This window comes from Actinobacillus suis ATCC 33415, assembly GCF_000739435.1.
GTDB lineage: Bacteria > Pseudomonadota > Gammaproteobacteria > Enterobacterales > Pasteurellaceae > Actinobacillus > Actinobacillus suis.
Genome location: NZ_CP009159.1, coordinates 1,883,481 through 1,910,121, shown reverse-complemented (window position 1 = coordinate 1,910,121; position 26,641 = coordinate 1,883,481). Strand labels below are relative to the sequence as shown.

33 protein-coding genes are annotated in these 26,641 nt (G+C 41.7%); 29 read left to right on the top strand and 4 right to left on the bottom strand.

Annotated elements, in window-relative coordinates:
• Positions 1-11: 11 nt before the first annotated feature.
• The 16 genes from rplF (at position 12) to rplS (ending at position 8,784) form a co-directional block, all read left to right on the top strand.
• Complete coding sequence (gene rplF / locus ASU1_RS08720) at positions 12-545, top strand: 50S ribosomal protein L6 (protein WP_014992364.1); 534 nt, start codon at positions 12-14, stop codon at positions 543-545.
• Positions 546-559: 14 nt separating this feature from the next.
• Entirely contained in the window at positions 560-913 is a 354-nt protein-coding gene (rplR, locus tag ASU1_RS08715; RefSeq protein ID WP_005625149.1) for a 50S ribosomal protein L18, read from the top strand.
• Between the two features lie 14 nt (positions 914-927).
• The gene (gene rpsE / locus ASU1_RS08710; RefSeq protein ID WP_005625147.1) at positions 928-1,428 is read left to right on the top strand and encodes a 30S ribosomal protein S5; all 501 of its coding nucleotides are present in this window, start codon (positions 928-930) and stop codon (positions 1,426-1,428) included.
• A 6-nt stretch (positions 1,429-1,434) separates the two neighbouring features.
• Positions 1,435-1,614, top strand: a complete 180-nt coding sequence (rpmD, locus tag ASU1_RS08705; protein WP_005599315.1) for a 50S ribosomal protein L30 — start codon at positions 1,435-1,437, stop codon at positions 1,612-1,614.
• Between the two features lie 4 nt (positions 1,615-1,618).
• Positions 1,619-2,053 (top strand): 50S ribosomal protein L15, encoded by a 435-nt coding sequence (rplO, locus tag ASU1_RS08700; RefSeq protein WP_014992363.1) that lies wholly within the window; start codon positions 1,619-1,621, stop codon positions 2,051-2,053.
• 3 nt (positions 2,054-2,056) lie between these two features.
• On the top strand, positions 2,057-3,379 hold the full coding sequence (secY, locus tag ASU1_RS08695) for a preprotein translocase subunit SecY (protein WP_014992362.1): 1,323 nt from the start codon (positions 2,057-2,059) through the stop codon (positions 3,377-3,379).
• 25 nt (positions 3,380-3,404) lie between these two features.
• Positions 3,405-3,518, top strand: a complete 114-nt coding sequence (gene rpmJ / locus ASU1_RS08690) for a 50S ribosomal protein L36 (protein WP_005599318.1) — start codon at positions 3,405-3,407, stop codon at positions 3,516-3,518.
• A gap of 136 nt (positions 3,519-3,654) precedes the next feature.
• Positions 3,655-4,011, top strand: coding sequence for a 30S ribosomal protein S13 (rpsM, locus tag ASU1_RS08685; protein ID WP_005599322.1), 357 nt, complete (start codon positions 3,655-3,657; stop codon positions 4,009-4,011).
• 16 nt (positions 4,012-4,027) lie between these two features.
• Positions 4,028-4,417 (top strand): 30S ribosomal protein S11, encoded by a 390-nt coding sequence (gene rpsK / locus ASU1_RS08680; protein ID WP_005599323.1) that lies wholly within the window; start codon positions 4,028-4,030, stop codon positions 4,415-4,417.
• A 28-nt stretch (positions 4,418-4,445) separates the two neighbouring features.
• Entirely contained in the window at positions 4,446-5,072 is a 627-nt protein-coding gene (rpsD, locus tag ASU1_RS08675; protein ID WP_005599325.1) for a 30S ribosomal protein S4, read from the top strand.
• Positions 5,073-5,138: 66 nt separating this feature from the next.
• Positions 5,139-6,128, top strand: coding sequence for a DNA-directed RNA polymerase subunit alpha (locus ASU1_RS08670; RefSeq protein ID WP_014992361.1), 990 nt, complete (start codon positions 5,139-5,141; stop codon positions 6,126-6,128).
• 35 nt (positions 6,129-6,163) lie between these two features.
• Positions 6,164-6,547, top strand: a complete 384-nt coding sequence (rplQ, locus tag ASU1_RS08665) for a 50S ribosomal protein L17 (protein WP_014992360.1) — start codon at positions 6,164-6,166, stop codon at positions 6,545-6,547.
• Positions 6,548-6,786: 239 nt separating this feature from the next.
• Positions 6,787-7,035 (top strand): 30S ribosomal protein S16, encoded by a 249-nt coding sequence (gene rpsP / locus ASU1_RS08660; protein WP_005625134.1) that lies wholly within the window; start codon positions 6,787-6,789, stop codon positions 7,033-7,035.
• Positions 7,036-7,068: 33 nt separating this feature from the next.
• Positions 7,069-7,596, top strand: coding sequence for a ribosome maturation factor RimM (gene rimM, locus ASU1_RS08655; RefSeq protein WP_039195411.1), 528 nt, complete (start codon positions 7,069-7,071; stop codon positions 7,594-7,596).
• A gap of 56 nt (positions 7,597-7,652) precedes the next feature.
• Positions 7,653-8,408, top strand: a complete 756-nt coding sequence (gene trmD, locus ASU1_RS08650; protein WP_014992358.1) for a tRNA (guanosine(37)-N1)-methyltransferase TrmD — start codon at positions 7,653-7,655, stop codon at positions 8,406-8,408.
• A 25-nt stretch (positions 8,409-8,433) separates the two neighbouring features.
• The gene (gene rplS, locus ASU1_RS08645) at positions 8,434-8,784 is read left to right on the top strand and encodes a 50S ribosomal protein L19 (protein ID WP_014992357.1); all 351 of its coding nucleotides are present in this window, start codon (positions 8,434-8,436) and stop codon (positions 8,782-8,784) included.
• Between the two features lie 190 nt (positions 8,785-8,974).
• Here the strand turns inward: rplS and ASU1_RS08640 are convergent, their stop codons facing one another.
• The gene (locus tag ASU1_RS08640; protein WP_014992356.1) at positions 8,975-10,168 is read right to left on the bottom strand and encodes a ribosomal protein uL16 3-hydroxylase; all 1,194 of its coding nucleotides are present in this window, start codon (positions 10,166-10,168) and stop codon (positions 8,975-8,977) included.
• Between the two features lie 229 nt (positions 10,169-10,397).
• On the opposite strand from ASU1_RS08640, the gene ASU1_RS08635 reads away from it, so the two are divergent.
• From ASU1_RS08635 to ASU1_RS08610, 6 genes are read left to right on the top strand one after another with little or no spacing between them, the layout of a single operon-like run.
• Entirely contained in the window at positions 10,398-11,513 is a 1,116-nt protein-coding gene (locus ASU1_RS08635) for an ABC transporter substrate-binding protein (protein ID WP_014992355.1), read from the top strand.
• A 2-nt stretch (positions 11,514-11,515) separates the two neighbouring features.
• The gene (locus tag ASU1_RS08630; RefSeq protein ID WP_014992354.1) at positions 11,516-12,553 is read left to right on the top strand and encodes a FecCD family ABC transporter permease; all 1,038 of its coding nucleotides are present in this window, start codon (positions 11,516-11,518) and stop codon (positions 12,551-12,553) included.
• 15 nt (positions 12,554-12,568) lie between these two features.
• On the top strand, positions 12,569-13,336 hold the full coding sequence (locus tag ASU1_RS08625) for an ABC transporter ATP-binding protein (protein WP_014992353.1): 768 nt from the start codon (positions 12,569-12,571) through the stop codon (positions 13,334-13,336).
• 9 nt (positions 13,337-13,345) lie between these two features.
• Complete coding sequence (locus ASU1_RS08620) at positions 13,346-13,777, top strand: pseudoazurin (protein WP_014992352.1); 432 nt, start codon at positions 13,346-13,348, stop codon at positions 13,775-13,777.
• An 8-nt stretch (positions 13,778-13,785) separates the two neighbouring features.
• Positions 13,786-14,892 (top strand): ABC transporter substrate-binding protein, encoded by a 1,107-nt coding sequence (locus tag ASU1_RS08615; RefSeq protein ID WP_039195408.1) that lies wholly within the window; start codon positions 13,786-13,788, stop codon positions 14,890-14,892.
• Between the two features lie 55 nt (positions 14,893-14,947).
• Positions 14,948-15,799 (top strand): ATP-grasp domain-containing protein, encoded by an 852-nt coding sequence (locus tag ASU1_RS08610; protein ID WP_039195786.1) that lies wholly within the window; start codon positions 14,948-14,950, stop codon positions 15,797-15,799.
• A gap of 42 nt (positions 15,800-15,841) precedes the next feature.
• Here the strand turns inward: ASU1_RS08610 and torD are convergent, their stop codons facing one another.
• Genes torD through ASU1_RS08595 form a run of 3 tightly spaced genes read right to left on the bottom strand, consistent with a single transcriptional unit; the run spans position 15,842 to position 19,551 of the window.
• Positions 15,842-16,438 (bottom strand): molecular chaperone TorD, encoded by a 597-nt coding sequence (gene torD / locus ASU1_RS08605; RefSeq protein WP_014992349.1) that lies wholly within the window; start codon positions 16,436-16,438, stop codon positions 15,842-15,844.
• Positions 16,438-18,921: a trimethylamine-N-oxide reductase TorA gene (torA, locus tag ASU1_RS08600; protein ID WP_014992348.1), complete on the bottom strand. Its 2,484-nt coding sequence runs from the start codon at positions 18,919-18,921 to the stop codon at positions 16,438-16,440. The genes torD and torA overlap by 1 nt, the downstream gene beginning before the upstream one ends.
• Positions 18,922-18,930: 9 nt before the next feature.
• A complete protein-coding gene (locus ASU1_RS08595) occupies positions 18,931-19,551 on the bottom strand; it encodes a hypothetical protein (RefSeq protein ID WP_014992347.1) in 621 nt (206 codons plus the stop codon).
• A gap of 191 nt (positions 19,552-19,742) precedes the next feature.
• Between ASU1_RS08595 and glyQ the strand changes: the two genes are divergently transcribed.
• From glyQ to ASU1_RS08560, 7 genes are all read left to right on the top strand, one after another.
• Positions 19,743-20,651 carry a glycine--tRNA ligase subunit alpha gene (gene glyQ, locus ASU1_RS08590; RefSeq protein WP_014992346.1) on the top strand — a complete coding sequence of 303 codons (909 nt, stop codon included), beginning with the start codon at positions 19,743-19,745 and terminating at the stop codon, positions 20,649-20,651.
• Positions 20,652-20,723: 72 nt separating this feature from the next.
• The gene (locus tag ASU1_RS08585) at positions 20,724-21,335 is read left to right on the top strand and encodes a DUF1349 domain-containing protein (RefSeq protein ID WP_014992345.1); all 612 of its coding nucleotides are present in this window, start codon (positions 20,724-20,726) and stop codon (positions 21,333-21,335) included.
• A gap of 23 nt (positions 21,336-21,358) precedes the next feature.
• Positions 21,359-22,369: a PDDEXK nuclease domain-containing protein gene (locus ASU1_RS08580; protein ID WP_014992344.1), complete on the top strand. Its 1,011-nt coding sequence runs from the start codon at positions 21,359-21,361 to the stop codon at positions 22,367-22,369.
• Positions 22,370-22,406: 37 nt separating this feature from the next.
• The gene (locus tag ASU1_RS08575; protein ID WP_014992343.1) at positions 22,407-23,198 is read left to right on the top strand and encodes a DUF3825 domain-containing protein; all 792 of its coding nucleotides are present in this window, start codon (positions 22,407-22,409) and stop codon (positions 23,196-23,198) included.
• A 21-nt stretch (positions 23,199-23,219) separates the two neighbouring features.
• Complete coding sequence (gene glyS / locus ASU1_RS08570) at positions 23,220-25,286, top strand: glycine--tRNA ligase subunit beta (protein WP_014992342.1); 2,067 nt, start codon at positions 23,220-23,222, stop codon at positions 25,284-25,286.
• A 133-nt stretch (positions 25,287-25,419) separates the two neighbouring features.
• Entirely contained in the window at positions 25,420-26,187 is a 768-nt protein-coding gene (locus ASU1_RS08565) for a methyltransferase domain-containing protein (RefSeq protein ID WP_014992341.1), read from the top strand.
• 139 nt (positions 26,188-26,326) lie between these two features.
• Positions 26,327-26,617: a DUF5377 family protein gene (locus ASU1_RS08560; RefSeq protein WP_005618279.1), complete on the top strand. Its 291-nt coding sequence runs from the start codon at positions 26,327-26,329 to the stop codon at positions 26,615-26,617.
• The last annotated feature ends 24 nt before the right edge of the window (positions 26,618-26,641 follow it).

Genomic DNA, 26,641 nt, shown 5'->3' with positions numbered 1-26,641 from the left:
AGGTAGGAAGAATGTCTCGTGTTGCAAAAGCACCTGTTAATATTCCTGCCGGTGTTGAAGTAAAACTCAACGGTCAGCTATTAACAGTTAAAGGTAAAAACGGCGAGTTATCTCGTGAAATTCATAATGCAGTTGAAGTAAATCAAGATGCTAACGCATTAACTTTCGCACCACGTGCTGGTGTTGCAAATGCAGATGCTCAAGCAGGTACTGCTCGTGCACTTGTTAATGCTATGGTTATCGGTGTTACTGAAGGCTTTACTAAGAAATTGCAATTAGTAGGTGTTGGTTATAGAGCACAAATGAAAGGTAACGTAGTTGCTTTAAGTTTAGGCTATTCACACCCAATTGAACATACGTTGCCAGCTGGCGTAACTGGTGAATGTCCATCTCAAACAGAAATCGTTCTTAAGAGTGCAGACAAACAGTTAATCGGCCAAGTAGCAGCTGATATTCGTGCATATCGCCGTCCAGAGCCTTATAAAGGCAAAGGTGTACGTTACTCTGATGAAGTAGTTCGTACAAAAGAAGCGAAGAAAAAGTAAAGTAAGGTAACACTATGGATAAGAAAGTAGCTCGTATCCGTCGTGCAAGCCGTGCACGTCATTTAATGAGAGAGCAAGGTGCAACCCGTTTGGTTGTGCATCGCACACCTCGCCATATTTATGCGCAGGTTATTGCACCTAATGGCTCAGAAGTACTAGCAGCAGCTTCAACTGTTGAGAAAGTAATTAAAGAGCAAGTTAAATACACTGGTAATAAAGACGCAGCTGCAGTAGTTGGTAAATTAGTTGCAGAGCGTGCTTTAGCTAAAGGTATTCAAGCAGTTGCATTTGATCGTTCAGGTTTCAAATACCACGGTCGTGTGCAAGTATTAGCAGACGCTGCTCGTGAAGCTGGTCTACAGTTCTAATAGAGGAATTTGAGATGTCAAACATCGAAAAACAAGCTGGTGAACTGCAGGAAAAGCTAATCGCGGTTAACCGTGTATCAAAAACCGTAAAAGGTGGTCGTATCATGAGCTTCACTGCTTTAACAGTAGTAGGCGATGGTAACGGTCGTGTTGGTTTTGGTTACGGTAAAGCACGTGAAGTTCCAGCAGCGATCCAAAAAGCGATGGAAAAAGCTCGTCGCAATATGATTAACGTAGCTTTAAACGAAGGCACATTACAACACCCTGTTAAAGGTTCACACACTGGTTCACGTGTATTCATGCAGCCAGCTAGCGAAGGTACTGGTATCATCGCTGGTGGTGCAATGCGTGCTGTGTTAGAAGTAGCAGGCGTTCACAACGTTCTTTCTAAAGCATACGGTTCAACCAACCCAATCAACGTTGTTCGTGCAACAATTGATGCACTTGCAAATATGAAATCACCTGAAATGGTTGCCGCTAAACGTGGTAAAACTGTTGAAGAAATTTTGGGGTAATTGAATATGGCAAAAACAATTAAAGTAACTCAAACTCGTAGCTCTATCGCTCGTTTACCGAAACATAAAGCAACGTTAAAAGGCTTAGGTCTTCGTCATATTCGTCATACAGTTGAATTAATCGATACTCCGGCAGTTCGTGGTATGATTAATCAAGTGTCATATATGGTTAAAGTGGAGGAATAATAGAATGCGTTTAAATTCTCTTTCTCCAGCTGAAGGTGCTAAGCACAGTGCTAAACGTTTAGGTCGTGGTATCGGTTCTGGTTTAGGTAAAACTGGTGGTCGTGGTCATAAAGGTCAAAAATCTCGTACAGGCAGCGGCGTTCGTCGTGGTTTCGAGGGTGGTCAAATGCCTTTATACCGTCGTTTACCAAAATTTGGTTTTACTTCATTAAAATCATTCCACGTAGCTGAAATTCGTTTAAACGACTTAGCTAAAGTAGATGGTAACGAAGTAACTTTAGAAGCTCTTAAAGCTGCTAACGTAATCACTAAAGATATTTTATCTGCAAAAGTAATTTTAGCAGGTAAAATTGAAAAAGCGGTTATAGTTAAAGGTTTACGTGTAACTAAAGGTGCTAAAGCTGCTATCGAAGCTGCTGGCGGTTCTATCGAGGAATAATAGATGGCAAAGCAACCAGGGTACCAAGGTAGTACACAAAAAGGGACTGGCGAGCTTAAATCAAGATTATTATTTGTTTTAGGTGCGTTAATCGTTTTCCGTATCGGTTCTTTTATACCTGTTCCTGGCATTGATGCTTCTGTATTATCCGAATTAGTTCGACAACAGCAAGGCACCATCATTGATATGTTTAATATGTTCTCTGGTGGTGCTTTAAGCCGAGCGTCTATATTTGCGTTAGGTATTATGCCTTATATTTCGGCGTCAATTATTGTTCAATTATTGACAGCGATTCATCCTCCTTTAGCTGAGCTAAAAAAAGAAGGTGAAGCGGGACGTCGAAAAATTAGTAAATATACTCGCTATGCTACTTTGTTATTAGCATTTATTCAGTCTATTGGTATTTCCATTGCCCTACCGAATATGTTGCAAGGATTAGTTCCTAATCCAAGTATCTTATTCTATGTAACTTCTGTAATCAGCCTAGTTACGGGAACAATGTTCCTAATGTGGTTAGGTGAGCAAATCACTGAGCGTGGTATCGGTAACGGTATCTCTTTGATTATCTTTGCAGGTATTGTTGCGGATTTACCGGCGACAATTGGGCAAACAATTGAGCAAGCTCGTCAAGGCGAAATTTCTCCACTTGTTCTTTTATTAGTAGCTGTAATCGCATTTGCGGTAACATATTTTGTTGTCTTTGTTGAACGCGGACAAAGAAGAATTGTGGTAAATTATGCAAGTCGCCAGCAAGGCAGAATGATGGCGCCAGCTAGATCTTCTCATTTACCATTAAAAGTTAATATGGCAGGTGTAATTCCTGCAATCTTCGCGTCAAGTATCATCTTATTCCCTGCGAGTATTACGCAGTGGTTTGGTCAAAGCGAAGGACTTGAATGGTTATTTGACTTATCACAATTATTACAGCCAGGACAACCGTTATATATTGTGTTATTCACAATGGCAGTAATCTTCTTTGCATTCTTCTATACGGGAATGCAATATAATCCTCGTGATACAGCGGATAATTTGAAGAAATCAGGTGCGTTTGTACCAGGTTATCGACCAGGCGAACAAACATCACGTTATATTGATAAAGTGATGACACGCTTAACCTTAATCGGTGCGTTGTATATTACTTTTGTTTGTTTGGTTCCTTATATCATTACATCTTTATGGAAAGTACCATTCCAATTAGGCGGTACTTCACTGTTAATCGTAGTGGTAGTTATTATGGATTTCATCGCACAGGTTCAAAGTCATTTAATGTCATTACAATATGACTCTGTGTTGAAGAAAGCCAATTTGAAAGGCTTAGGGCAGTAGTCCCTTAGATCAAAAAGGATAAGCAATGAAAGTTCGTGCTTCAGTTAAGAAATTATGCCGTAACTGTAAAGTTGTTAAACGTGAAGGTGTTGTTCGCGTAATTTGTAGCGATCCTAAACACAAACAACGTCAAGGTTAATTAGTATTCTTTCTTGCAAAGAACCCGCTGAGCAGGTATACTGCTCAGCTCATTCGTCCTGATATGCTGTTTGAGTATCCTGAAACGGGCTTTTCAAGATCAGCATATCAATAAACTTAAATAATAGGAGTGCATAGTGGCCCGTATTGCAGGCATTAACATTCCTGATCAAAAACACACTGTAATCGCATTAACTGCAATTTACGGTATCGGTAAAACTCGTGCTAAAGCTATCTGTGCAGCAACGGGTATTGCTGAAGATGTAAAGATCAGAGAATTGTCTGAAGAGCAGATTGAAAAACTGCGTGAAGAAGTTGGTAAATTTACTGTCGAAGGTGATTTACGTCGTGAAGTAACATTAAGCATCAAACGTCTTTTAGACTTAGGTTGCTACCGTGGTTTACGTCATCGTCGTAGTTTACCAGTACGTGGTCAACGTACTAAGACTAATGCGCGTACTCGTAAGGGTCCACGCAAACCGATCAAAAAATAATCGGAGTAGATAAATAATGGCTAAAACACCAGTTCGCGCACGTAAGCGCGTTAAAAAACAGATTGCAGATGGCGTAGCTCATATCCACGCATCTTTCAATAACACAATCGTGACTATTACTGACCGTCAAGGTAACGCTCTAGCATGGGCAACTGCAGGTGGTTCAGGTTTCCGTGGTTCTCGTAAATCAACTCCGTTTGCTGCACAAGTTGCTGCAGAACGTTGTGCTGAAGCTGTTAAAGAATTCGGCTTAAAGAACTTGGAAGTTATGGTTAAAGGTCCGGGTCCAGGTCGTGAATCAACAATCCGTGCATTAAATGCAGCAGGTTTCCGTATCACGAACATTACTGATGTGACTCCGATTCCTCATAACGGTTGTCGTCCACCGAAAAAACGTCGCGTTTAATTGACGTTAGAATAATTGGAGAAAGAAAATGGCAAGATATTTGGGTCCTAAGCTCAAGCTAAGCCGTCGTGAAGGTACTGATTTATTCCTTAAATCAGGCGTTCGTGCGATTGAATCAAAATGTAGAAATCGTCTTGATGTAGCACCAGGTCAACACGGTGCACGCAAGCCACGTTTATCTGACTACGGTAGTCAGTTACGTGAAAAACAAAAAGTTCGCCGTATCTATGGTATCTTAGAACGTCAATTCCGTAATTACTATACAGAAGCAAACCGCTTAAAAGGTAATACCGGTGAGAACTTATTAGTATTATTAGAAGGTCGTTTAGACAACGTAGTTTACCGTATGGGTTTTGCTGCAACTCGTGCTGAAGCACGTCAGCTTGTAAGCCACAAATCTATCGTAGTAAACGGTCGTGTAGTGAATATTCCTTCTTATCAAGTTTCTGTTGATGATGTAGTTGCTGTTCGTGAGAAATCTAAAAAACAAGCACGTATCAAAGCATCATTAGAATTAGCAACTCAACGTGAAAAACCAACTTGGTTAGAAGTTGATGCAACTAAGATGGAAGGTGTATTTAAACGTACTCCTGAACGCTCTGACTTATCAGCAGATATTAACGAACATCTGATCGTTGAGCTTTACTCTAAATAATAGTTAATTTTTTAAAATTACATTATTAAATTAGTAAATAAAGCTTAAAAACAAAGAGAGGATAAAATGCAGGGTTCTGTGACAGAATTTTTAAAGCCGCACTTAGTGAACATTGAACAAATTAGTTCAACTCACGCAAAAGTGACCTTAGAGCCGTTAGAACGTGGTTTTGGCCATACATTAGGTAACGCACTTCGTCGCATTTTACTTTCGTCTATGCCAGGCTGTGCAGTAACAGAAGTTGAAATTGATGGTGTATTACATGAATACAGCAGCAAAGAAGGCGTACAAGAAGATATTCTTGAAGTATTGTTAAACCTTAAAGGTCTAGCGGTAAAAGTGTCAAATAAAGATGATATCATCCTGACACTTAATAAGTCTGGAATTGGCCCTGTGACTGCAGCCGACATTACGCACGATGGTGACGTAGAAATTGTAAATCCAAATCACGTTATTTGTCATTTGACAGATAAAAACGCATCAATCAATATGCGTATCCGTGTTCAACGCGGTCGTGGTTATGTGCCAGCATCAGCTCGTGTACATTCTCAAGATGAAGATCGTCCAATCGGTCGTTTATTAGTTGACGCTCGTTTTAGCCCAGTAGATCGCATTGCTTATAATGTTGAAGCTGCTCGTGTAGAACAACGTACAGACTTAGATAAACTTATCATTGAGATGGAAACTAATGGCACAATCGATCCAGAAGAAGCCATTCGTCGCGCTGCAACGATTTTAGCAGAACAGCTAGATGCATTCGTTGATTTACGTGATGTTCGTCAGCCTGAAGTTAAAGAAGAGAAACCGGAATTTGATCCGATTTTACTTCGTCCAGTAGATGACTTAGAGTTGACGGTTCGTTCTGCTAACTGTTTGAAAGCAGAGACAATTCACTATATCGGTGATTTAGTACAACGTACAGAAGTTGAGTTATTAAAAACCCCTAACCTTGGTAAGAAATCACTTACTGAGATTAAGGATGTGCTTGCTTCTCGTGGCTTATCACTGGGTATGCGCCTTGAGAATTGGCCTCCAGCAAGTATTGCTGAAGACTAATTTTAGGTATTAGATTTTCTAAGAAGGAATAGGTTATGCGCCATCGTAAGAGTGGACGTCAATTAAACCGTAACAGCAGCCATCGCCAAGCGATGTTCCGTAATATGGCAAGTTCTTTAATCGGTCACGAGATCATTAAAACAACTTTACCTAAAGCTAAAGAGTTACGTCGTGTAGTTGAACCATTAATTACTTTAGCAAAAGAAGATAGCGTTGCAAATCGCCGCTTAGCTTTTGCTCGTACTCGCAACGTAGAAACAGTTGCTAAATTATTCAATGAATTAGGTCCACGTTTTGCACAACGTGCGGGTGGTTATACTCGTATCTTAAAATGTGGTTTCCGTGCAGGCGACAACGCACCAATGGCTTACATTGAGTTAGTTGACCGTCCAGAAGTTGCTGAAGCAGCTGCGGAATAATAGCTAAATAGCTTAATTTGAAAAGCCCGAGTTATCTCGGGCTTTGTTTTTTTCTAATACTTTTAAACTTTTTCTTACCGATTTGCTTTATCGTAGCAAAGATCTTTTCTTGTAATTTAGTGGAAAATCGGTATAATCTATCCGCTTTTTCTATCTTTTTTAGATGATTAAAGCATATCAGTACCCTCACCTCGAACGAGGGTTTTCTTTTTTACTATCAACATTTTTAGAGGAAGGTTATGGTAACCATTCGTTTAACTCGTGGCGGAGCTAAAAAACGCCCATTCTATCAAATCGTGGTAGCAGACAGCCGTTCACCACGTGACGGTCGTTTCATCGAGCGTATCGGTTTCTTCAATCCATTAGCTGCAGGCCAAGCTGAACGTTTACGTTTAGACGTGGCTAAAGTTGATGCTTGGGTTGCTAAAGGTGCTGAGCTTTCAGATCGTGTTGCATCTTTAGTGAAAGAAGCTCGTAAAGCGGCTTAATTTATTAAAAATTTTGCAAAGTAGGTGAGTAGCATGAGCGAACAAAAAATTGAAGTTGTCGGAAAACTGGGGTCAACCTATGGGATTCGTGGCTGGTTACGCCTCTATTCATCAACTGAAGAAACTGAAAGTATCTTCGATTATCAGCCTTGGTTCTTAAAAATTAAGGGACAATGGCAACCAATCGAATTAGAAAGTTGGCGTTACCACAGCAATGATTTGATTGTGAAATTAAAAGGTACTGACGACCGTGAAAGCGCGCAGTTACTAACGAATGCCGAAATCGGTGTGGATTTATCTGTGTTTCCTGAATTGGAAGAAGGGGATTATTATTGGCACGATTTAATCGGCTGCCAAGTGGTAAATCTCGAAGGCTATACCATGGGCGTTGTGACTGAATTAATGGAAACAGGTTCAAATGATGTATTGGTTGTGCGTGCTAACAGTAAAGATGCTTTCGGTAAGCAAGAACGATTAATTCCGTTCTTATATGAACAAGTAGTTAAAAGAGTAGATCTCGCCACCAAAACAATTACGGTGGATTGGGACGCTGGTTTCTAACCTCAGGTATGCGGTGCGCTTTGGCTTTAAGTAGTAAGGACATTTGAGGATAAATTATGTGGATTGGTATCATTTCACTGTTCCCTGAAATGTTTAAAGCAATTACCGATTTTGGGGTGACAGGACGTGCGGTAAAACAAGAACTTCTGCAACTTCAATGTTGGAATCCTCGTGATTTCACTTTTGATAAACATAAAACGGTTGATGACCGCCCTTATGGCGGTGGACCTGGAATGTTAATGATGGTGCAACCTTTGCGTGATGCGATTCATGCAGCGAAGCAAGCAGCAAAAGCAGAAGACGGTGTAGAGGCAAAAGTTATTTATCTCTCACCACAAGGGCGTAAGCTGGATCAACAAGGTGTGAAAACACTGGCTTCAAATCAGAAACTAATTTTAATTTGTGGACGATATGAAGGGGTTGATGAACGATTGATTCAAACTGAAGTTGATGAAGAATGGTCAATTGGTGATTATGTGCTTACAGGGGGCGAATTGCCTGCAATGACGTTAATTGACGCTGTTGCGAGATTTGTACCCGGAGTGTTAGGCAAACAGGCCTCTGCAGATGAAGATTCATTTGCGACAGGTTTATTGGATTGTCCGCATTACACTCGTCCGGAAATGTTAGACGGTATTCCTGTTCCTGAAGTGCTGATGTCGGGTCACCACGAAAATATTCGTAAATGGCGATTAGAACAATCGCTTGAACGTACGTGGTTAAGACGCCCTGAGCTATTGGATAGCCTAGCTCTGACTGACGAACAACGCGTGTTGTTGGCTAAAATTAAGAAACAACACAAAATCAGTTAATTCTAGGATTTAGAAGGTTTTTAAAATGAGTAACATCATCAAACAAATCGAACAAGAACAGTTAAAACAAAACGTACCTAGCTTCCGTCCAGGTGACACATTAGAAGTTAAGGTATGGGTAGTAGAAGGTAGTAAAAGACGTTTGCAAGCGTTCGAAGGCGTGGTTATTGCAATTCGTAACCGTGGCTTGCACTCTGCATTCACTCTACGTAAAGTATCAAACGGCGTAGGCGTTGAACGTGTATTCCAAACTCACTCACCAGTAATTGACAGCATCTCTGTTAAACGTAAAGGTGCGGTACGTAAAGCTAAACTTTACTACTTACGTGAGCGTTCAGGTAAATCTGCACGTATCAAAGAGCGTCTTGGCGAATAATTCGCACACGCTTAATGCGAAAGATAAAAAGGCTTGGGGGAGACCCAAGCCTTTTCTTTTATGTACGTAATGCAACAAGCGGTCAATTTTAGCTAATCTTTTGCAAAAGTTTGTGGAAATCAGACCGCTTGTAAAAATAAAGGCAGGTATCTACCCGCCTTTACTGATTACTAAAAATGAAATGAATGGTTTATTCCGATTCTTCTAAAATTACCCAACCGCTATCGAGCCAATCACAAATAGTATCTAATAATAACTCAAGCTCTTCTTGGTTTTTCACTTTTGACGCTAGCTTGTTCCAAGAGATTGCATCACCGTTGGCAATACGAATTAATAGATTTTGTTCTGCTTCATTTAGCTCGTCAATCCACTCACCGTTTACATAAATACGTTGCGGATTTTCGGTATAAAGCATTTTGACATTCGCGTCTTGTTGAATCCAGCCGCCTTCTTCCAAAATACCTTGTACTTCATCTGGATAGTATTCGTTATCCGTTTGTAGTAAATCGTAACGACGAGAACTTACCGCAGTAGCAACACTGTGAGTAAAGATTTCATCAAATTGATCAGAGTTTTGTAATAAGTCGATTAATTGATGTTTTAGTACTTTTACCATTTTCGGATCAAGTAATGCATTTGGTTGTTCATGTGGTGCAAGGCGGAACGGGATATTAAATTCCGAACCGGCAATCACTTCCGAATGGTGTTCTAAGGTTTTGCAGAAGTTCTCGAGTAAATCCGCTGCATTCGGGTAGCGTAAGCCGAATGAGAATGTTAGCCCTTCGGTTTCGGATACGCCATAGTGAGCCATACGAGAAGGTACATAAAGTACATCACCCGGATTCATCACTTCATCTAACACTAATTCGCCCATATCATCGAAAATACGGATAGGTTGGTTCGGTTTAAATTCTGTAGATGGATCGCACCATTTTCCGAGTTGCCAACGGCGCTGACCGTAACCTTGCACGAGAAAAACATCGTATTCATCATAATGCTTACCGACCGTACCGCCTTTAGGCGAACAAGAGACCATAATGTCGTCACGTTGCCATTGCGGTAAGAAGCTAAACGCTTGCCACAATGCACCAAGTTCCGGTGACCATTGTTCCAAGTTTTGTACCATTACAGAGAATTGAGCCGGCAGATCTTGTAAATCACTTTCCGTAAATGGGCTGGTTTTTACCGACCATTGCTCATTTTCACATTTGATTAAGCGAGCAGTGATTTCCTCTTCTAACGCTAACTCCATAATATCTTCCGGCTCGAATAATCCGACAATTTGTGGTAAGCCGTTACGGATTAACAGCGGTCGTTTTTGCCAATAATCACGTAAGAAAGTTTCCGGGCTAATATTTTCAGGTAAGCAGAATGGAATGTTCATAGATGCTCCTCATGTCTTTTCTCTTTGATTGAAACTATTCTACCTGATAAATGTTTGAATTTCTTGCACTATGTCAGCTAATTAGTGAGGAAAATGTTTTACTTTTGTGATAAAGCTCACAAAATTTGATTAAAGACAATTAGTAATGATTTTCATTTGGTGGAAATATATTAAAATAAATATAGAAAGAATGATTTAGTTTAATTTTTTATTTATAAGGTGTGTGTTTATGTTACGAGCAATAAAATTAACAGCAGTTGCATTGGCAACATTATCTGCATTATCCGGATTGGCTAATGCGAAGCCAACTGAAATTACCGATATACTTGAGCGTAAAGTGACGGTTGAGTTGCCGGCTAAACGAGTGGTACTCGCATTTAACTATCAAGATTATATGGCGGTCGGTGGTGAAAAGGCGTTAGATAATGTGGTTGGCTTTTCTAAAGCGGTTTGGTCTGATTGGGCGCCGGCAAGTTGGGCGGAATTTAGCAAAGCGGTACCGAAACTAAATCAGTTGGAAGATATCGGTGAAGTGGAAGTCGGGACTTTCTCGATCGAGAAAATTTTAGCGCTTAAACCGGATTTCGTGCTGATGGCGGATTGGCAATTTAAAGCGTTAGATTCTGATTTAGAACCGTTAGAAACGGCAGGAATTCCGGTCGTAGTGGTGGACTATTTAGCACAAACGGTTGATAAACACGTTAAATCTACCGAGATTATCGGTCAATTAACTGGGCAAGAAGCTAAAGCAAAACAGTTAAATGATGAATACAAAGCGATTGTGAAAGATATTCAAGAGCGTGTAGCGAAGGCAAATTTACCGAAACCGAAAGTGTATGTTGAATTCGGTAATAAAGGGCCGGCGGAGCATAGTTTTACGTTCGGTAAAAGTATGTGGGGCGCAATGATTGATTTAGTCGGTGCGGAAAATATTGCAAAAAATGCGGTGGAATTTTACAGCCCGATTAATCCTGAATTAGTGGTAGCGGCTAAACCGGATGTAGTGATTATTTCCGGACGCGAAACCGAGTTGAAGAAAAATCCTGAAGCAATGGTGGCAGGCTTTAATATTGATAAACAAGAAGCGCAAAAACGCTTAGCCGGCTTTGCAAAACGCCCAGGTTGGTCTGAATTGCCGGCAATTAAAAATCAGCGTTTATACGGTGTATATCATGCTAATTCTCGTACACTTTCCGATAGTGCTTCAATTCAATTTGTGGCGAAAGCAATTTATCCGGAACTATTCAAAGATTTAGACCCGACTAAAACTTATCAAGAGTTTTACCGTAAAAACTTACCTATCGTGCCGCAAGGGACTTTCTACCTCTATCCAGAGAGTAAATAGTCATGAGTCAGATAACGATTGAAAAGATCGTTCAAAACCAACGCAAGCTGGAACGCAAGCGTTGGTTTATCGTTCTTACTTTCCTTGCAATCAGTTTAATCGGTTTGGTATTTGATATTGTAACCGGTCCTTCGATGTTGCCATTGGATGAAGTGGTAAAAGCGTTATTACGTTTTGAAGATGTAGAAACCACCACGAACGTTATCGTTTATGACTTACGTTTACCCATGGCATTAATGGCGTTGGTCGTTGGGGCGGCATTAGGCGTTGGCGGTGCGGAGATTCAAACCTTGTTGAATAACCCGATGGCAAGCCCTTATACCTTAGGTTTAGCCGCAGCGGCCGGTTTAGGCGCTTCAACAGTAATTGCGTTTGGCGGTTTCGGCTTGCCTTCGGCGTTTGCCGTGCCATTAGGTGCCTTTGTGATGACCATGTTGGCATCCGGTATTTTGTTTGTGTTTGCTTCAATGCGCCGTTTTAGTTCGGCGATGTTGGTATTAGTCGGTATTGCGTTATTGTTTTTATTCCAATCACTGCTATCGTTGATTCAATTTATTGCGGCTCCGGAAATTTCGCAACAAATTCTGTTTTGGTTATTCGGTAGTTTAACCAAAGCGACTTGGGAAAACCTCTCGATTGCAACTGTGGTTACCATTGTGTGCGTTAGCTTACTGGCAAAAGATTTATGGAAATTGACCGCTTTACGTTTAGGTGAGGCACGAGCACTGAGCCTAGGGATAAATCTGCAACGCTTGCGTTTAAAAACGTTAGTTTTAGTGGCAATTATGACTGCCACTGCAATTAGCTTTGTTGGGATTATCGGTTTTATCGGTTTGGTCGCACCGCACGTGGCGCGGATGTTATTGGGCGAAGATCAACGCTTTTTCCTACCCGGTGCAATGCTTATCGGCGCAGCATTTTTATCGGTTGCATCGGTATTATCCAAAGTGATTGTACCCGGCGCATTGTTTCCGGTGGGGATTATTACCTCATTTGTTGGCGTGCCTTTCTTCTTTTGGATTGTGCTTACTAAGAGATAACAAGCGGTAGAATTTATGTTAAAACTTGCAAATGTACATATTAAGCGAGGCTCGCTTGTTATTGCCGACCAATTAGATTTATCGCTCGAAAGGGGTAAAGTCTATACGGTATTAGGTCCAAACGGGGCGGGCAAATCCTCACTATTAAAAACGATTTTTGGTGAAATCGGTTGTAAAGGGCAAATTCATTATGCGGATCAGATACTGAATAAACGAGCTATTTCGGCATGGCGTAAACGTATCGGCTATATGCCGCAAGATACACAAGTTGACGCATCGTTGACCGCATTAGAAGTGATTTTACTCGGCAGAATGGAAGCATTAAATATGCACGTGAGTGACGAGTTGTTGACCGAAGTCGCCACCATTATGCAGAAACTCGGTATTGCACATCTTGCTCACCAAGATGTCATGCAGCTCAGTGGCGGACAACGACAAATGGTAATGTTTGCCCAAGTATTATTGCGTCAGCCGGAAATCTTATTATTGGATGAACCGGTCAGTGCGTTGGATATGCACCACCAAATCAATTTATTGGAACACGTTTGCCAATATACGCAACAAAATAATCTGATTACGATCATGGTATTGCATGACCTGAGCCTTGCCGCTCAATTTTCTGATCAGGTGATTTTATTGGGTAACGGTAAATTACAAGCTTTCGGTGACGCAAAACAAGTGTTACAGGCTGATCTTATTCGTCAGTTGTATAACGTTGAGATTGAAATTTTATATGACAGTACCGGACAACCGGTGATTCGTCCGTTACGTCATGCGCATTAGGAGTAAAAAATGAAAAAAGTATTATTAGCAACCTTACTCGCTTTTTCAGGCGCTGTGTTGGCTGCAGATCACGAAGTTAAAATGTTAGATAACGGTAAAGACGGCGGTATGGTGTTTGAACCGGGTTTTGTGAAAGCGGAAGTCGGTGATACGGTGACTTTCGTGCCGACGAATAAAGGGCATTGGGTACAAAGTAAAGCGGTACCGGAAGGCGCAGAGAAATTCCTCTCGAAAGAAGATGAACAATTTAGCTTAACGCTTACTCACGAAGGGGTTTACGTATATGTTTGCCCTCCACATCGTATGATGAATATGAGCGGTATTATCCAAGTAGGCAAACCGACTAATTTAGAAAATGCGACCAAAGAAGTTGAAAAAATTGAAAAGCGTACCACAGAGCATAAAGGCCGTTTATTCGAATATCTCGAGCAAGTGAAATAAGGATGACAATGAAAAAGCAGTATTTTAAACATCTTATTGCAAGCACATTACTATTTGCCGGCGTTTCGGTGCAAGCGGAAGTAAAAGTGTTACAAGACGTATTGGAGCGCCAAGTGAAAGTTGATGTACCGGCGAAACGTATTGTGCTTGGTTTTTATTATCCGGATTATATTGCTGCAACCGGTTCGGAGAATTTTAAAAATGTTGTCGGCATTTCACGTGAGTTTTGGGAAAAATTTAACCCCGGTAGCTGGGCTTTATTTAGTAAAGCGTTACCGAATTTAGCGGAAATGGCGGATATCGGTAATATCAATACCGGAACGTTCTCGTTGGAAAAAACCTTAGCGTTAAAACCGGATGTATTGGTGTTAGCCGATTGGCAATATCAAACGATCGCCGCTGATATTCCTCGTATCGAACAGGCGGGTATTCCGATTGTTGTGGTGGATTTCAATGCGCAAACCGTAGAGAAACATACGAAAAGTATCCAACTTTTCGGACAACTAGCCGGCACAGAAACACGTGCAAATCAGATCGCCAGCGAATATGAACAAGGTATCAAAGAGATTCAAAAACGTGTGGCGGCAAGCGGTCAAAAACCACCAAAAATTTACGTTGAATTTGGCAACAAAGGTCCGGCGGAATATAGCTTCACTTTCGGTAAAAATATGTGGGGAGCGATTGCGAATACAGTCGGAGGTGACAATATTGCCGCACCGTTTATTGAAAACTGGGGACCGATTAATCCGGAGCAATTCTTAGCGTCTAATCCGGAGGTGGTGATTATTTCCGGTACGGAAATGGGTACTGATAAAAATGCCGAAATTATGGCGATGGGGATTAATATCAGTGAAGCGGATGCACAAAAACGTCTTGCCGGTTTTACTCAGCGTGCCGGTTGGTCGAACGTACCGGCGGTGAAAAAAGGCAATGTGTACGGCATTTATCACACAGCATCTCGCTCGATTACCGACTTAGCCAGCGCACAATTTATGGCAAAAACGCTTTACCCGGAACAGTTTAAAGATATTGATCCGGAGAAAACCTATTTGGATTTCCACCGCCAATATTTGCCAGTTGTACCACAAGGCACATTTTTTATTAAGTTAAAATAACCATTCAATTTAATGGCAAGTGGGCTTTGGCTCACTTGCCTTTTTTGAGCCGATTATGTCACATTCGATAGCCATTACTACCTGCCAAACTTACCCCAATCTTCCTGATAATTTACAACCGCTGATTCGCTTATTACAAGCTAACGGACTGCAAGTCAAAGTGGATTGCTGGCAAAATCAGCCGCAAGCTGATGTTATTTTACCGCTTTGTGCGTGGGACTACGCCCAACAGCCGGAATGCTTCCGCCAATGGCTGCAACAAGCGGTCGAATTCGGGCAAAAATTTGCAAATCCCGTTCAGTTAATGGATTGGAATATGCACAAAAGCTATTTACTGGATTTACAACAAATGGGTGTAGATGTGATTCCAAGCCAACTATTATTGGCGGATCTCGACCAAATTCAGACCGCTTGTCAGCCGTACCACCAAAACGGACAAGCTGTGGTGAGCAAACCGGCGATCGGACAGAGTGGTAATGCGGTCATCAAATGGCAAGCGGATCAACCGATCCCGGATTTTAGCCCCTATTTAGGACAACAAATCGTGTTACAACCCTATATTAAGGAAGTGGCGGAGAATGGCGAAACCAGTTTGATTTTCTTTGCCGGTGAATTTAGCCATGCGGTAAGACGCCAACCGCCCAAAGGCGAATGGCGGGCAAATTCAGCTTACGGCGTAGCAATCTTACCGGTAGTTCCTCCACAAAATATTGTTCGACAAGCACGAGATGTTTTGATGAGATTGCCTGAAATGCCAAGCTATGCACGGGTGGACGGTACGATTATTGGTGATCGATTTTTGCTGAATGAATTGGAATTGATCGAACCGGCGTTGTACCTACATACGGATTCGCAAGCAGCGGTACGATTTGCACAGCTACTTATGCAAAAAACAATAGAAATTTGACCGCTTAACGGACGCCAAATCAGCGCCCGTTAAGCTTTGTGGTTAAGCAATATCTTGTTGTAGAAAACCAAGTAACAAATTGCTAATTACTTGATAAAACACGGTACTACTCTGAATTTGGGCGGTTTTCTCCGCCCATTGCGGTAGCCAGCCGAGTAATTGTTGTCGGATAAATTGTTGCTGAATTTGGCTAGGCTGTTTCGTTTCAATCAGTTTGATCAACACTTCTAAATAAATACAGAGGTGATCGCTCGGTTCATTATGTAACCGATTGATTTTAAGCTGAAATTTCGTTAGCCATTGATCCATTACCGCAAGATTCTCACTGAGATCTCGTTCATCCAAATAGTAAGAGGCGTACGGAAGCGCACTTAATTTGCCCTCCAATAAAAAGCATTGCGCAAAATCCGCCGCCAGTTCTAAGCGAGGTGAATCGTAAGCGGTCAATTTTGCCAATTCATTTTGCAAGTCGGTAACTTGTGGTTGAAAACCAAGCTCGGCAAGAAATGCAAAAAATGAGGCAAATTGACCCGCTTGTAATGCGTGTAGCTGCGGTTCCGATAGCTCTTTGGCAAGTAACGAATGGAACCAACGGTAACAAAATAGTCGTTCTTCCGAACTGAGTAATTGCGTTGCCATTAACGAGCTACCTCTGTCGGGCCGCTGAAACCGTTCGCTGCCGGTGCATCGCCTTGCCATTTTTCCACATTCACTAAACAGGTACTGACAGAAGTCGCTTGCGATAAGCTTGAAGCGCCAATATCCAGTGTTAGCGTATTCGGGCAGCCGTAAGTATCAATCGCTCCCACGCTTTCATCAAGCGGTGAGAACCACGCTCCTTCTTGTAAACGTACGACACCACTCGGGAAGTTATCGGATAATACCGCACCAACCAATACTTGCCCGCGTTCGTTATAGACACGCACTAAATCGCCGTCTTTAATGCCTAATTTTTCTGCGTCTTGCGGATTCATATAAAATGGTTCTCGCCCTTGCACGCTGTAGGTTTCACGTAACGATTTGGCTTCACACAATTGTGAATGTAAGCGTTTATCCGGATGCACGGATTGTAGCCAGAACGGATATTTATCCGATTTCGGCCCACCGTGCGAACGTTCCGCTTTTTCAAACCACATCGGGTGACCTTTACAGTCGGTATAGCCGAAACTCGCAATTTTACGGCTAAAGATTTCGATAAAGCCGGAAGGTGTGCCGAGTGCGTGTAATTCCGGATCTTCACGGAAATCGGCGTGACGTACCCAAGGTTTGCCCTCTGGGAACAGCACATAACCTTTTTGCCAAAATTCAGCGAAAGACGGCATAGCAAATTTGCCACGGTTTTCATTGCGACAATCTTTGTATAAACGTTCTAACCACGCCATTTCGTCCATGCCTCGGCAATATTCTTTTTCTTTGCCGAATCGGCGACATAAGTCTTTGAAAATTTCAAAATCAGGGCGGGATTCATATAACGGCTCAACCAATTTTTGCATCGCCAAAACGCCTCGGTTGCTATAAGAACCGTAGGCATCAATATCGTTACGTTCAAACGGCGTACAAGCCGGTAAAACAATATCGGAGAAACGACAAGTTGCCGTCCAGCTATAGTTAATCGACACTACGGTTTCCAATTTTTGGAAGGCGCGTTTCATCTTATTCAAATCGGATTGGCGGCTCCATTGGTTACAACCGGAGAAAATCGCCATTTTATACGGCGCATAGGTAATTTTTCTGCCGTTGTAATCAATGGTTTCGCCTGAGTGAAGTAAAGAATCGGTAGTACGAGCAACCGGAATCACCTCACTATAACCTTGGTAATCTTTATTAGTATATTTAGCGGTTTGCCCTTCGTCCAAATTAGATGGGAAGGAACCCGGCATTGCCGCACCGGAACTGGATACACCGATAGAACTGTAATGGTGTGCATAACTGATACCACCGCCGGCAAGCCCGATTTGTCCGAGCATTGCGGCTAAAACCGCACCCATCCAATAAGGCTGTTCGCCGTGTTGTTGGCGCTGAATCGCCCAACCGAAAATCAACTGGGTACGTTTGCCGGCTAACATACGGGCAAATTTGCGGATTTCTTCCGCTTCAATACCGCAAATCGGTGCCGCCCATTCGGCAGTTTTCTCAATTTTGTCTTCGGTTTCGCCGAGTAAGTAAGGCACAAATTGCTCAAAACCGAGTGTGTACATATCAATAAACGCTTTATCGTATAAATTCTCACGATACAAGGTGTGAGCAATCGCCAACATAAACGGCACGTCCGCTTGCGGATTGATATAAAGCTGTTTACAACCAAGGAAGTTTTGCGTTTTGCTTTTCACCGGATCAATGCTAATGACATTGATTTTTTGTTCCGCCACTTTCTGTTTAAGCTGTTCTAAGTAGCCGTAAGATTCGTGGGTTTCGCAGTTCCAGCCGACTTGTAAGTTTTTGACCGGATCGCTTGCCCAGAAAATTAAGTTCTCGGTTTCTTTAAGAATGACTTCCCACGATGTCCCTTGTGAATACACTTCGGTTGAGCCTAGCACATAAGGCAAAATGGTTTGTCCCGCACCGGTGGAGTAATCACCGACCGTGCCAACACTCGAGCCATGCATCGCAATGGCACGGATCATATGGTTACCGCAGCTATGGAATTGACCGGAAGAACGCCAGCCGACATTGGCGGTATGTAATGCCCAAGGGCCGTAATTTTGCTGAATACGCTCAAGTTCTTCATAGAACAGGTCAAGTGCTTCGTCCCAACTGACACGTACGAAACGGTTATCGCCACGTTGTGTTCTGTTGCTGTTGTGACGGTTTTTGAGCCAATCCAAGCGCACCATTGGATAACGAATACGTGCTTCGCCGTATACCAAGTCTTTAATACCGTTAATCATTTCGGTCGGGTGTTTGTCTAACTCGAATGGCTTAATTTCGGCAATGCGACCGTTTTCAATTTTTGCTCGTACCGCGCCCCATTGCGCACCGGTAATTTTCCAACCGTTTTCGACCGCTTGTGCAGCCTCAGCATTTGCTCTTGGCACAAGGAAATTCGGCATTGCCATAGAAGCCGCCATCAGCGACATATTTTTTAAGAATTGACGGCGTGAAGTTGAAAGTGATGATGACATACAAACTCCTTATTTAGCAGCTTTCGGTTGGCTGTCTGAGGCGTGCATTTGCAAATAACGTAGCACTTGTTTACGGGTCGGCTCGTCCATATCGGTAAAGCCAACCATACCATTAAATACGGCAACCCATTCATTCGCATCGTGCATTTTGGTATCACGTTGTTTGTGGCAAACGCTACATTCGGTCTTAAAGGTTTGCTCCGCATTCGCCCAAAAATCAGTCAGGCTATCGGTAAATTTAGAATTTTTTACCCACGCTTGTAATTTGATTTTCTGCCACACTAAACCGGTAAGTGGATCTTCTTTCTTCTCAAGCACTTCAAACGTAGGGTTATTTTGCATAAAGTCTTTATCCATTACCGCATCGGTAATTTGTTTGGAAAATTGGTTGTACCAAATGCGCCCGAAACCTTTGGTTTTACGCCACATTTCCAACTCAATTTGTGAGGAATCTTGTTTGGATTGCAATAGTTTAATCGGCACACCGGCTTCAAGCTGTCCAATGGATTGCTTGAGTGATTCGTCAGCGAAAAGGGCTAATTCGGAGGGTGTGTAAGCGGTGGAATTTTGGGCGAAACTTGCAGAACAGAATGTCAGCAAACTTACGCCAAGCAGCCAAACAGATTTCATAGAAAACCTCGGAGGATAATGTTTAATTATTCAACTATTCTAGCAAAAATAGGGCTAAGGCTATGTTGATATAAGTCATAAAATAATAACTATTATTATTCGGAAAGAAATTTGCAAAAAATTTCCAAAATTCGACCGCTTACAGGCTATAATAACCAGTATTTTTGAACGAATTTTTTAGGAATAGCAAAATGACAACAAAATTTAATGTAAAAACATTCCAAGGTATGATTTTAGCCCTACAAGATTATTGGGCAAACGTAGGTTGCACCATTGTTCAGCCGTTTGATATGGAAGTGGGCGCAGGTACATCTCACCCGATGACCGCACTCCGTGCTTTAGGCCCTGAGCCAATGGCGTTCGCTTACGTTCAACCATCTCGCCGCCCGACTGACGGTCGCTATGGCGAAAACCCAAACCGTTTACAACACTACTACCAATTCCAAGTGGTGATCAAACCGTCTCCGGATAACATTCAAGAACTCTATTTAGGCTCACTTAAAATGTTAGGTTTCGACCCGACTCAACACGATATTCGTTTCGTGGAAGACAACTGGGAAAACCCAACCTTAGGTGCGTGGGGCTTAGGCTGGGAAGTGTGGTTAAACGGTATGGAAGTAACCCAATTCACTTACTTCCAACAAGTGGGCGGTTTAGAGTGTAAACCAGTAACCGGTGAAGTCACTTACGGCTTGGAGCGTTTAGCAATGTACATTCAAGGCGTGGACAGCGTGTACGATCTCGTGTGGTCAGACGGTCCATTAGGCAAAACAACCTATGGCGATGTATTCCACCAAAATGAAGTGGAGCAATCAACCTACAACTTTGAATACGCAGATGTGGATTTCCTCTTCAAAGCGTTTGAGCAATACGAAAAAGAAGCGACTGAATTATTAGCATTAGAAAAACCACTACCGTTACCAGCTTACGAACGCATTTTAAAAGCGGCACACAGCTTCAATATGCTAGACGCTCGCAAAGCGATTTCGGTAACCGAACGCCAACGTTATATCTTACGCATTCGCACCTTAACTAAAGGTGTAGCAGAAGCGTATTATGCAAGCCGTGAGGCGTTGGGTTTTCCAGGTTGTAAAAAATAAATGTAGGGTGCGTTGCTAACGCACCGTTACAAGCGGTGAAATTTCTCGGAGATTTTGCAAATGAGCCTAAAAATGCAATTTAAGAATTGTCGATTTAAGTGGTGGAATGAACCGAAATCTTATTTCATTACCGAAGAAAAAATCGAAATCACCACTGAACCGCACACCGATTTGTGGCAGAAAACTTATTATCATTTCAAAAATGATAATGCCCCAATGCTACAAATCGACACGGAAGAGCAGTACTTTTCTTTTGTGGTAAAAACGGATTTTTCAGGTAGCCAACACCGCTTTGACCAATGCGGTGTGGTGATGTATCTCGATAGCGAAAATTGGCTCAAAGCCTCGGTGGAATATGAAAATGGCGATTTTCAGCATTTAGGTTCGGTGGTAACCAATCAAGGTTATTCCGATTGGGCAACCACAGAAATTCCCGCAAGTGTAAAAGCAATGTGGTATCGCCTTAGCCGTAGGGGACAAGATTTTCGTATTGAATGTTCGCCAGACGGCATGAATTTCAGCCAAATGCGAATTTGCCATATGGCAAATGCCACAGGGAAAATCCACTTCGGTGTTTATGCATGTAGCCCTGAAGATTCCTCATTTAAAGCGGTGTTTACCGATTTAAAAATAACCGCTTGTGAGTGGCAAGCCCATGTGGGGCAGTTGCCTGATGATGATTAAGTGGAAGTGTGTGGAGCAAACGAATGAGTAAGCAAATCACAGCGAATGACAACTTAATTCAAAACATTGCCCAAATTATCGAACAGGCAAAAAGCCAAGTTCGCCAAACAGTTAATACAGCAATGGTACAGAGTTATTGGGAAATTGGGCGGTTACTGGTTGAAGATGAACAGCAAGGCGAAGAACGAGCGAAGTACGGCAAAGCGATTTTGCAGAATGTTTCGGAACGTTTGACAGCGATGTATGGCAAAGGGTTTGATGTTCGTAATTTACGAAATATGCGTTCTTTCTACCTAACATTTCCAATTCGGAACGCACTGCGTACCGAATTAAGTTGGACGCATTACCGCTCACTTATGCGGATAGAAAATCCACAGGCTCGAGATTGGTATATCAAAGAAGCGATAGAAAATAACTGGTCTGCTCGTGCCTTAGACCGCCAAATTTCTGTGCTGTACTACGAACGCTTATTGGCAAGTCAAAATAAAGCCCTTGTTGAGCAAGAAGCAACAGAGAAAACTGAATCGTTAAAAGAAACTATCCAAGATTACTTGCGTGATCCATATATTTTAGATTTCTTGAATTTACAGGATAAAACCTATCAAGAAACTGATATGGAGCAGGCGATAATCAGCAACCTTCAACAGTTTTTGTTAGAACTTGGTAAAGGGTTTGCCTTTGTTGAACGCCAAAAACGTTTACGATTTGATGATGAAGATTTTTATATCGACTTAGTATTTTACAATTTCAAGCTCAAATGCTTTTTGTTGATTGACTTAAAAATCGGCAAGCTCAAACATCAAGATATAGGGCAAATGGATACCTATGTGCGGTTGTATGATGAGCAATTTAAAGGTGAAGACGACAATCCAACTATTGGCTTAGTGCTATGTAGCGAACAAAGTGAGGCGGTGGCAAAATACTCGGTATTAGCCGATCGCAAACAAATTTTTAGTGCGAAATATCTGCCTTATTTGCCGACTGAGTTTGAGTTGAAAGCACAGATAGAAAAAACAAGATTATTGTTTTCATAAGCCAATTACTTAATATTAATACTTTTGAGGAATATTTATGACATCTAATACTTGGCCCGATGAATTGTACGATTTAATCTTTTTTCCTGATATTGATAAATCACTAACAGATTTATCTACTTTAGCGGAATATGAAGATTGGGACTACAAAAATACTCAATCAAGTAGAAAATTACCAGTTTTGTATAATTACATCCAATATACATATACAAAATTGGCTCAAGAAGGGAAATTGGAAATTTCTATTGATGGGCAATATTTGACATTTAATACTGGGTTAGTTACTTCAAATCAAGAGCCTATTTTTGCTTTTTGTAGTACTAATAGAAACACTCCTAAAAATGGAAATAAATTAAGCCCTTGGTATTTTAATGGCTGGAAAAGAAAAGGGGAATTTGAAATGCAAAAATTTACACTTCTTCCTGATATGGCTCATTATTTTGATAATCCCTCTGATTTGGTATTTGATTGTAAAAAAGAGTTAATTGTTAACATCGAACATATTATTGCTGATAATAAAGAGCGTTTCCCTGAACCTTATTATTCAATGCCTGACTACACTTTACAAATTGTTTTAAAAGGGGCTATTGATAACGCAAAAGAAAGAGTTAGACGTAATTATAAAACAGCGATTCCCCATTTTTATAGAAATAAAGTGCAATTATTATTACCTTTATGTCTTTCTAAACCAGGAATAGCAGATTTAGCAATCGTAGTAGAAAGCTCCAATCAAGCTACTTATAGAGCTGCCACTTGTTTAACTCTAGATATGGCATATAACAATGCACGACAGTTAGCTCGTCCTGATAGAGATTGGTTAATCCCATAAAATTTTAAGAGATACGCGTAAATGACAACACAAAACTTCCTCGCCGAGATCGGCACTGAAGAGTTGCCACCGAAGGCACTCAAAAAATTAGCGACCGCATTTGCGGAGAATGTAGAAAACGAGTTAAACCAAGCGGGTTTATCATTCGAGAAAGTGGAATGGTTCGCAGCACCACGCCGTTTGGCGGTGAAAGTGTTAGGTTTAGCGACGGCTCAACCAAGCAAAGAGATTGAAAAACGTGGCCCAGCAGTTTCAGCGGCATTTGATGCGAACGGCAATCCGACCAAAGCGGCGGAAGGCTGGGCAAGAGGCTGTGGCATTTCTGTGGAACAGGCGGAACGTTTGGCGACCGACAAAGGCGAATGGTTAGTTCACCGTGCGGTGATTGAAGGTCAGCCGACTAAGAATTTATTGGTGGACATTATTTCTCGTTCTTTAGCGAATTTACCAATTCCGAAAATGATGCGTTGGGGCGATAAAACCGAGCAATTCGTGCGCCCTGTGCATACGGTTACCTTATTCTTTGGTAGCGAGTTAATCGAAGGCGAAATTTTAGGTGTAAAAATCGCTAACGTGGTACGTGGACACCGTTTCTTAGGAGAACGTGAATTTACTATTTCACACGCAGATGAATACCTTACTGCATTACGTGAAAAAGGAATGGTGGTTGCAGATTTCAACGAGCGTAAAGCGTTGATTCTTGCAAAATCGCAAGAAAAAGCGACCGCTTTAGGTGGCGTAGCAGACATCGAAGAAGACTTATTAGATGAAGTGACTTCATTGGTTGAGTTCCCGAACGTATTAACCGCAAAATTTGAAGAGCGTTTCCTTGCTGTGCCTGCGGAAGCCTTGGTTTATACAATGAAAGGCGACCAAAAATACTTCCCGATCTATGATAAAGATGGCAAATTATTACCGCACTTTATCTTTGTTTCAAACATCAACCCAGAAGATCCAACTGCGATTATCGAAGGTAATGAAAAAGTGGTTCGTCCACGTTTAACCGATGCGGAATTCTTCTTCAAAACCGACTTAAAACAGCGTTTAGAGGACCGTTTACCACGCCTTGAAACCGTGTTGTTCCAACAACAATTAGGTACGTTACGTGATAAAACCGCTCGTATCGAAGCGTTAGCGGGCGAAATCGCAGCGCAAATCGGTGCAGACAAAGTGAAAGCAGAGCGTGCGGGCTTACTTTCTAAGTGCGACTTAATGACCAATATGGTGTTTGAGTTTACCGATACACAAGGCGTGATGGGTATGCACTACGCACGTCACGATGGTGAAGATGAAGAAGTAGCGGTAGCGTTAAACGAGCAGTATATGCCACGTTTTGCAGGCGATGAATTACCGAAATCATTAGTCGCTTGTTCAGTAGCATTAGCGGACAAATTCGATACGCTCACAGGGATTTTCGGTATCGGTCAAGCACCAAAAGGCAGCGCTGACCCATTCGCACTACGTCGTGCGGCATTAGGTTCGCTCCGTATTATCGTGGAGAAAAATTTACCGCTTGATTTAGAAGATTTAGTGCGTAAATCGGCTGCATTATTCGGTGATAAATTGACCAATGCAAATGTAGTTGAAGATGTAGTGGACTTTATGCTCGGTCGTTTCCGTGCGTGGTATCAAGATGAAGGCATTGCGGTGGACGTAATCCAAGCGGTATTGGCTCGCCGTCCAACTCGCCCAGCGGACTTTGATGCTCGTGTGCGTGCGGTATCGCACTTCCGCACTTTAGATTCAGCAGAAGCGTTAGCGGCAGCAAATAAACGTGTAAGCAATATTTTAGCGAAAGCAGATGTTGCAATCGGTGAGGTAAATCCGACCGCTTGTGTTGAGCCGGCAGAGAAAGCACTTGCGGAAGCGGTACTTGGATTGAGAACGGAAGTGCAGCCGCTGATTGCAAAAGGCGAATATACGGCGGTGTTAGATAAGTTAGCAAGCTTACGTCAGCCGGTGGATAGTTTCTTTGATAATGTAATGGTAAATGCAGAAGACCCTGCGTTACGTCAAAATCGTTTAGCGATTTTAAATACATTACAAGGGCTGTTCTTGCAAGTAGCAGATATTTCATTGTTACAATAATTATTGCACTCTAAGCCCTATGCTTTGGTATAGGGCTTTTTTTCGAGTGTCAAAATAAAAATAGCACATAAAGAGACATTCGTAGCTATAAAGTATGTATTAGGTTTTACCACATTTATAAAAGGAGAAATTAATGATGGGAAATTATCCGACGGTGGATAAGGCAGCGGCATGCATGATAAAAAATTATGAGTCCTATGCAGTTGCACAAAGAACGATAAATAAAAAACTGATCGAGTTATTAAAAATAAATGCACCGAAACATTTTAATAAGGTGCTTGAGATTGGTTGTGGTACAGGACTCTTTACCGCAGAATTTTTAGCAGATTTTAGTGCTGAACATCTAGTGTTAAATGATTTATACGAAGAGTGTCAGCCTTATTTGGTCGAGAAATTACAACGCAATTTTACGCTGATGAAAAGTGAATTTGTGTTTGGTGATTGCTTAAATACGCCACTGGGTGATGGTTATGATTTGTTAGCCGCTGCGTCTGTGGTTGAGCATTTACCTTGTACTCAAACATTTGTGCAGTGTGCCAAAGCAAAATTAAAACGAGGCGGCTATTTACTGTTTAATAGTGTGAATCCGCAACATTTCCGAGAAATTCGAGCGCTTGTAGGAGAGGGAGTCTGTTACCCTTCACTATTAGACTGGATAAACCAACTTGAGACGGATTTTGAAATTATCAGCATTCAACAAGACGGTTTATGTTTTTTATTTGAATCGCCGGAAGAGGTGATTACACATTTGGATTGTACGAGTATTTCGCCATTAAAAACAGCGCAATGGACCGAAGATTTTTATCGGGAGTTTATACGTCAATATAAACTCCAATTTAGCCAAGAAGGCTGCGTATCTCTGACTTATCAGCCATTTTATATTTTGGCTCGTAAGCGTTAATAAAAAATTATGCTAGATAGTTTGATTTATAATCGCTATGCTAGATAGATAAATATAAAACAAGATCGCCTTTGAGCATTTATTATTTTGTTCGAGGTGATTTATCTAACACAACATATCGGCAAAAAGAGGTAACAAAATGTCAGTAACAACCGAAATTTTATTTAGTAACCATTGGAACGTACGTGTCAGTGATCCGGGTGAAGAAGGTAATGTAAACCATTTTTTTGAAACGGTGTTCATTACCTTAGAAGTGAAAATTGATGGTGACAACATTCGTTATGAGTTTACACGTAAAGTCGAGGAAGATGTCAAAATTCAACGTAGCTTTACCGATGTAAACGAACTTTTTGAATTTTTGGGCGACTATTTAAGCCCTGTTGCGTTAGGTAATGTTGGTGTACGTATCGGTCAACTTAAACTAGCTTAATTGGAACAAGCGGTGATATTTGTA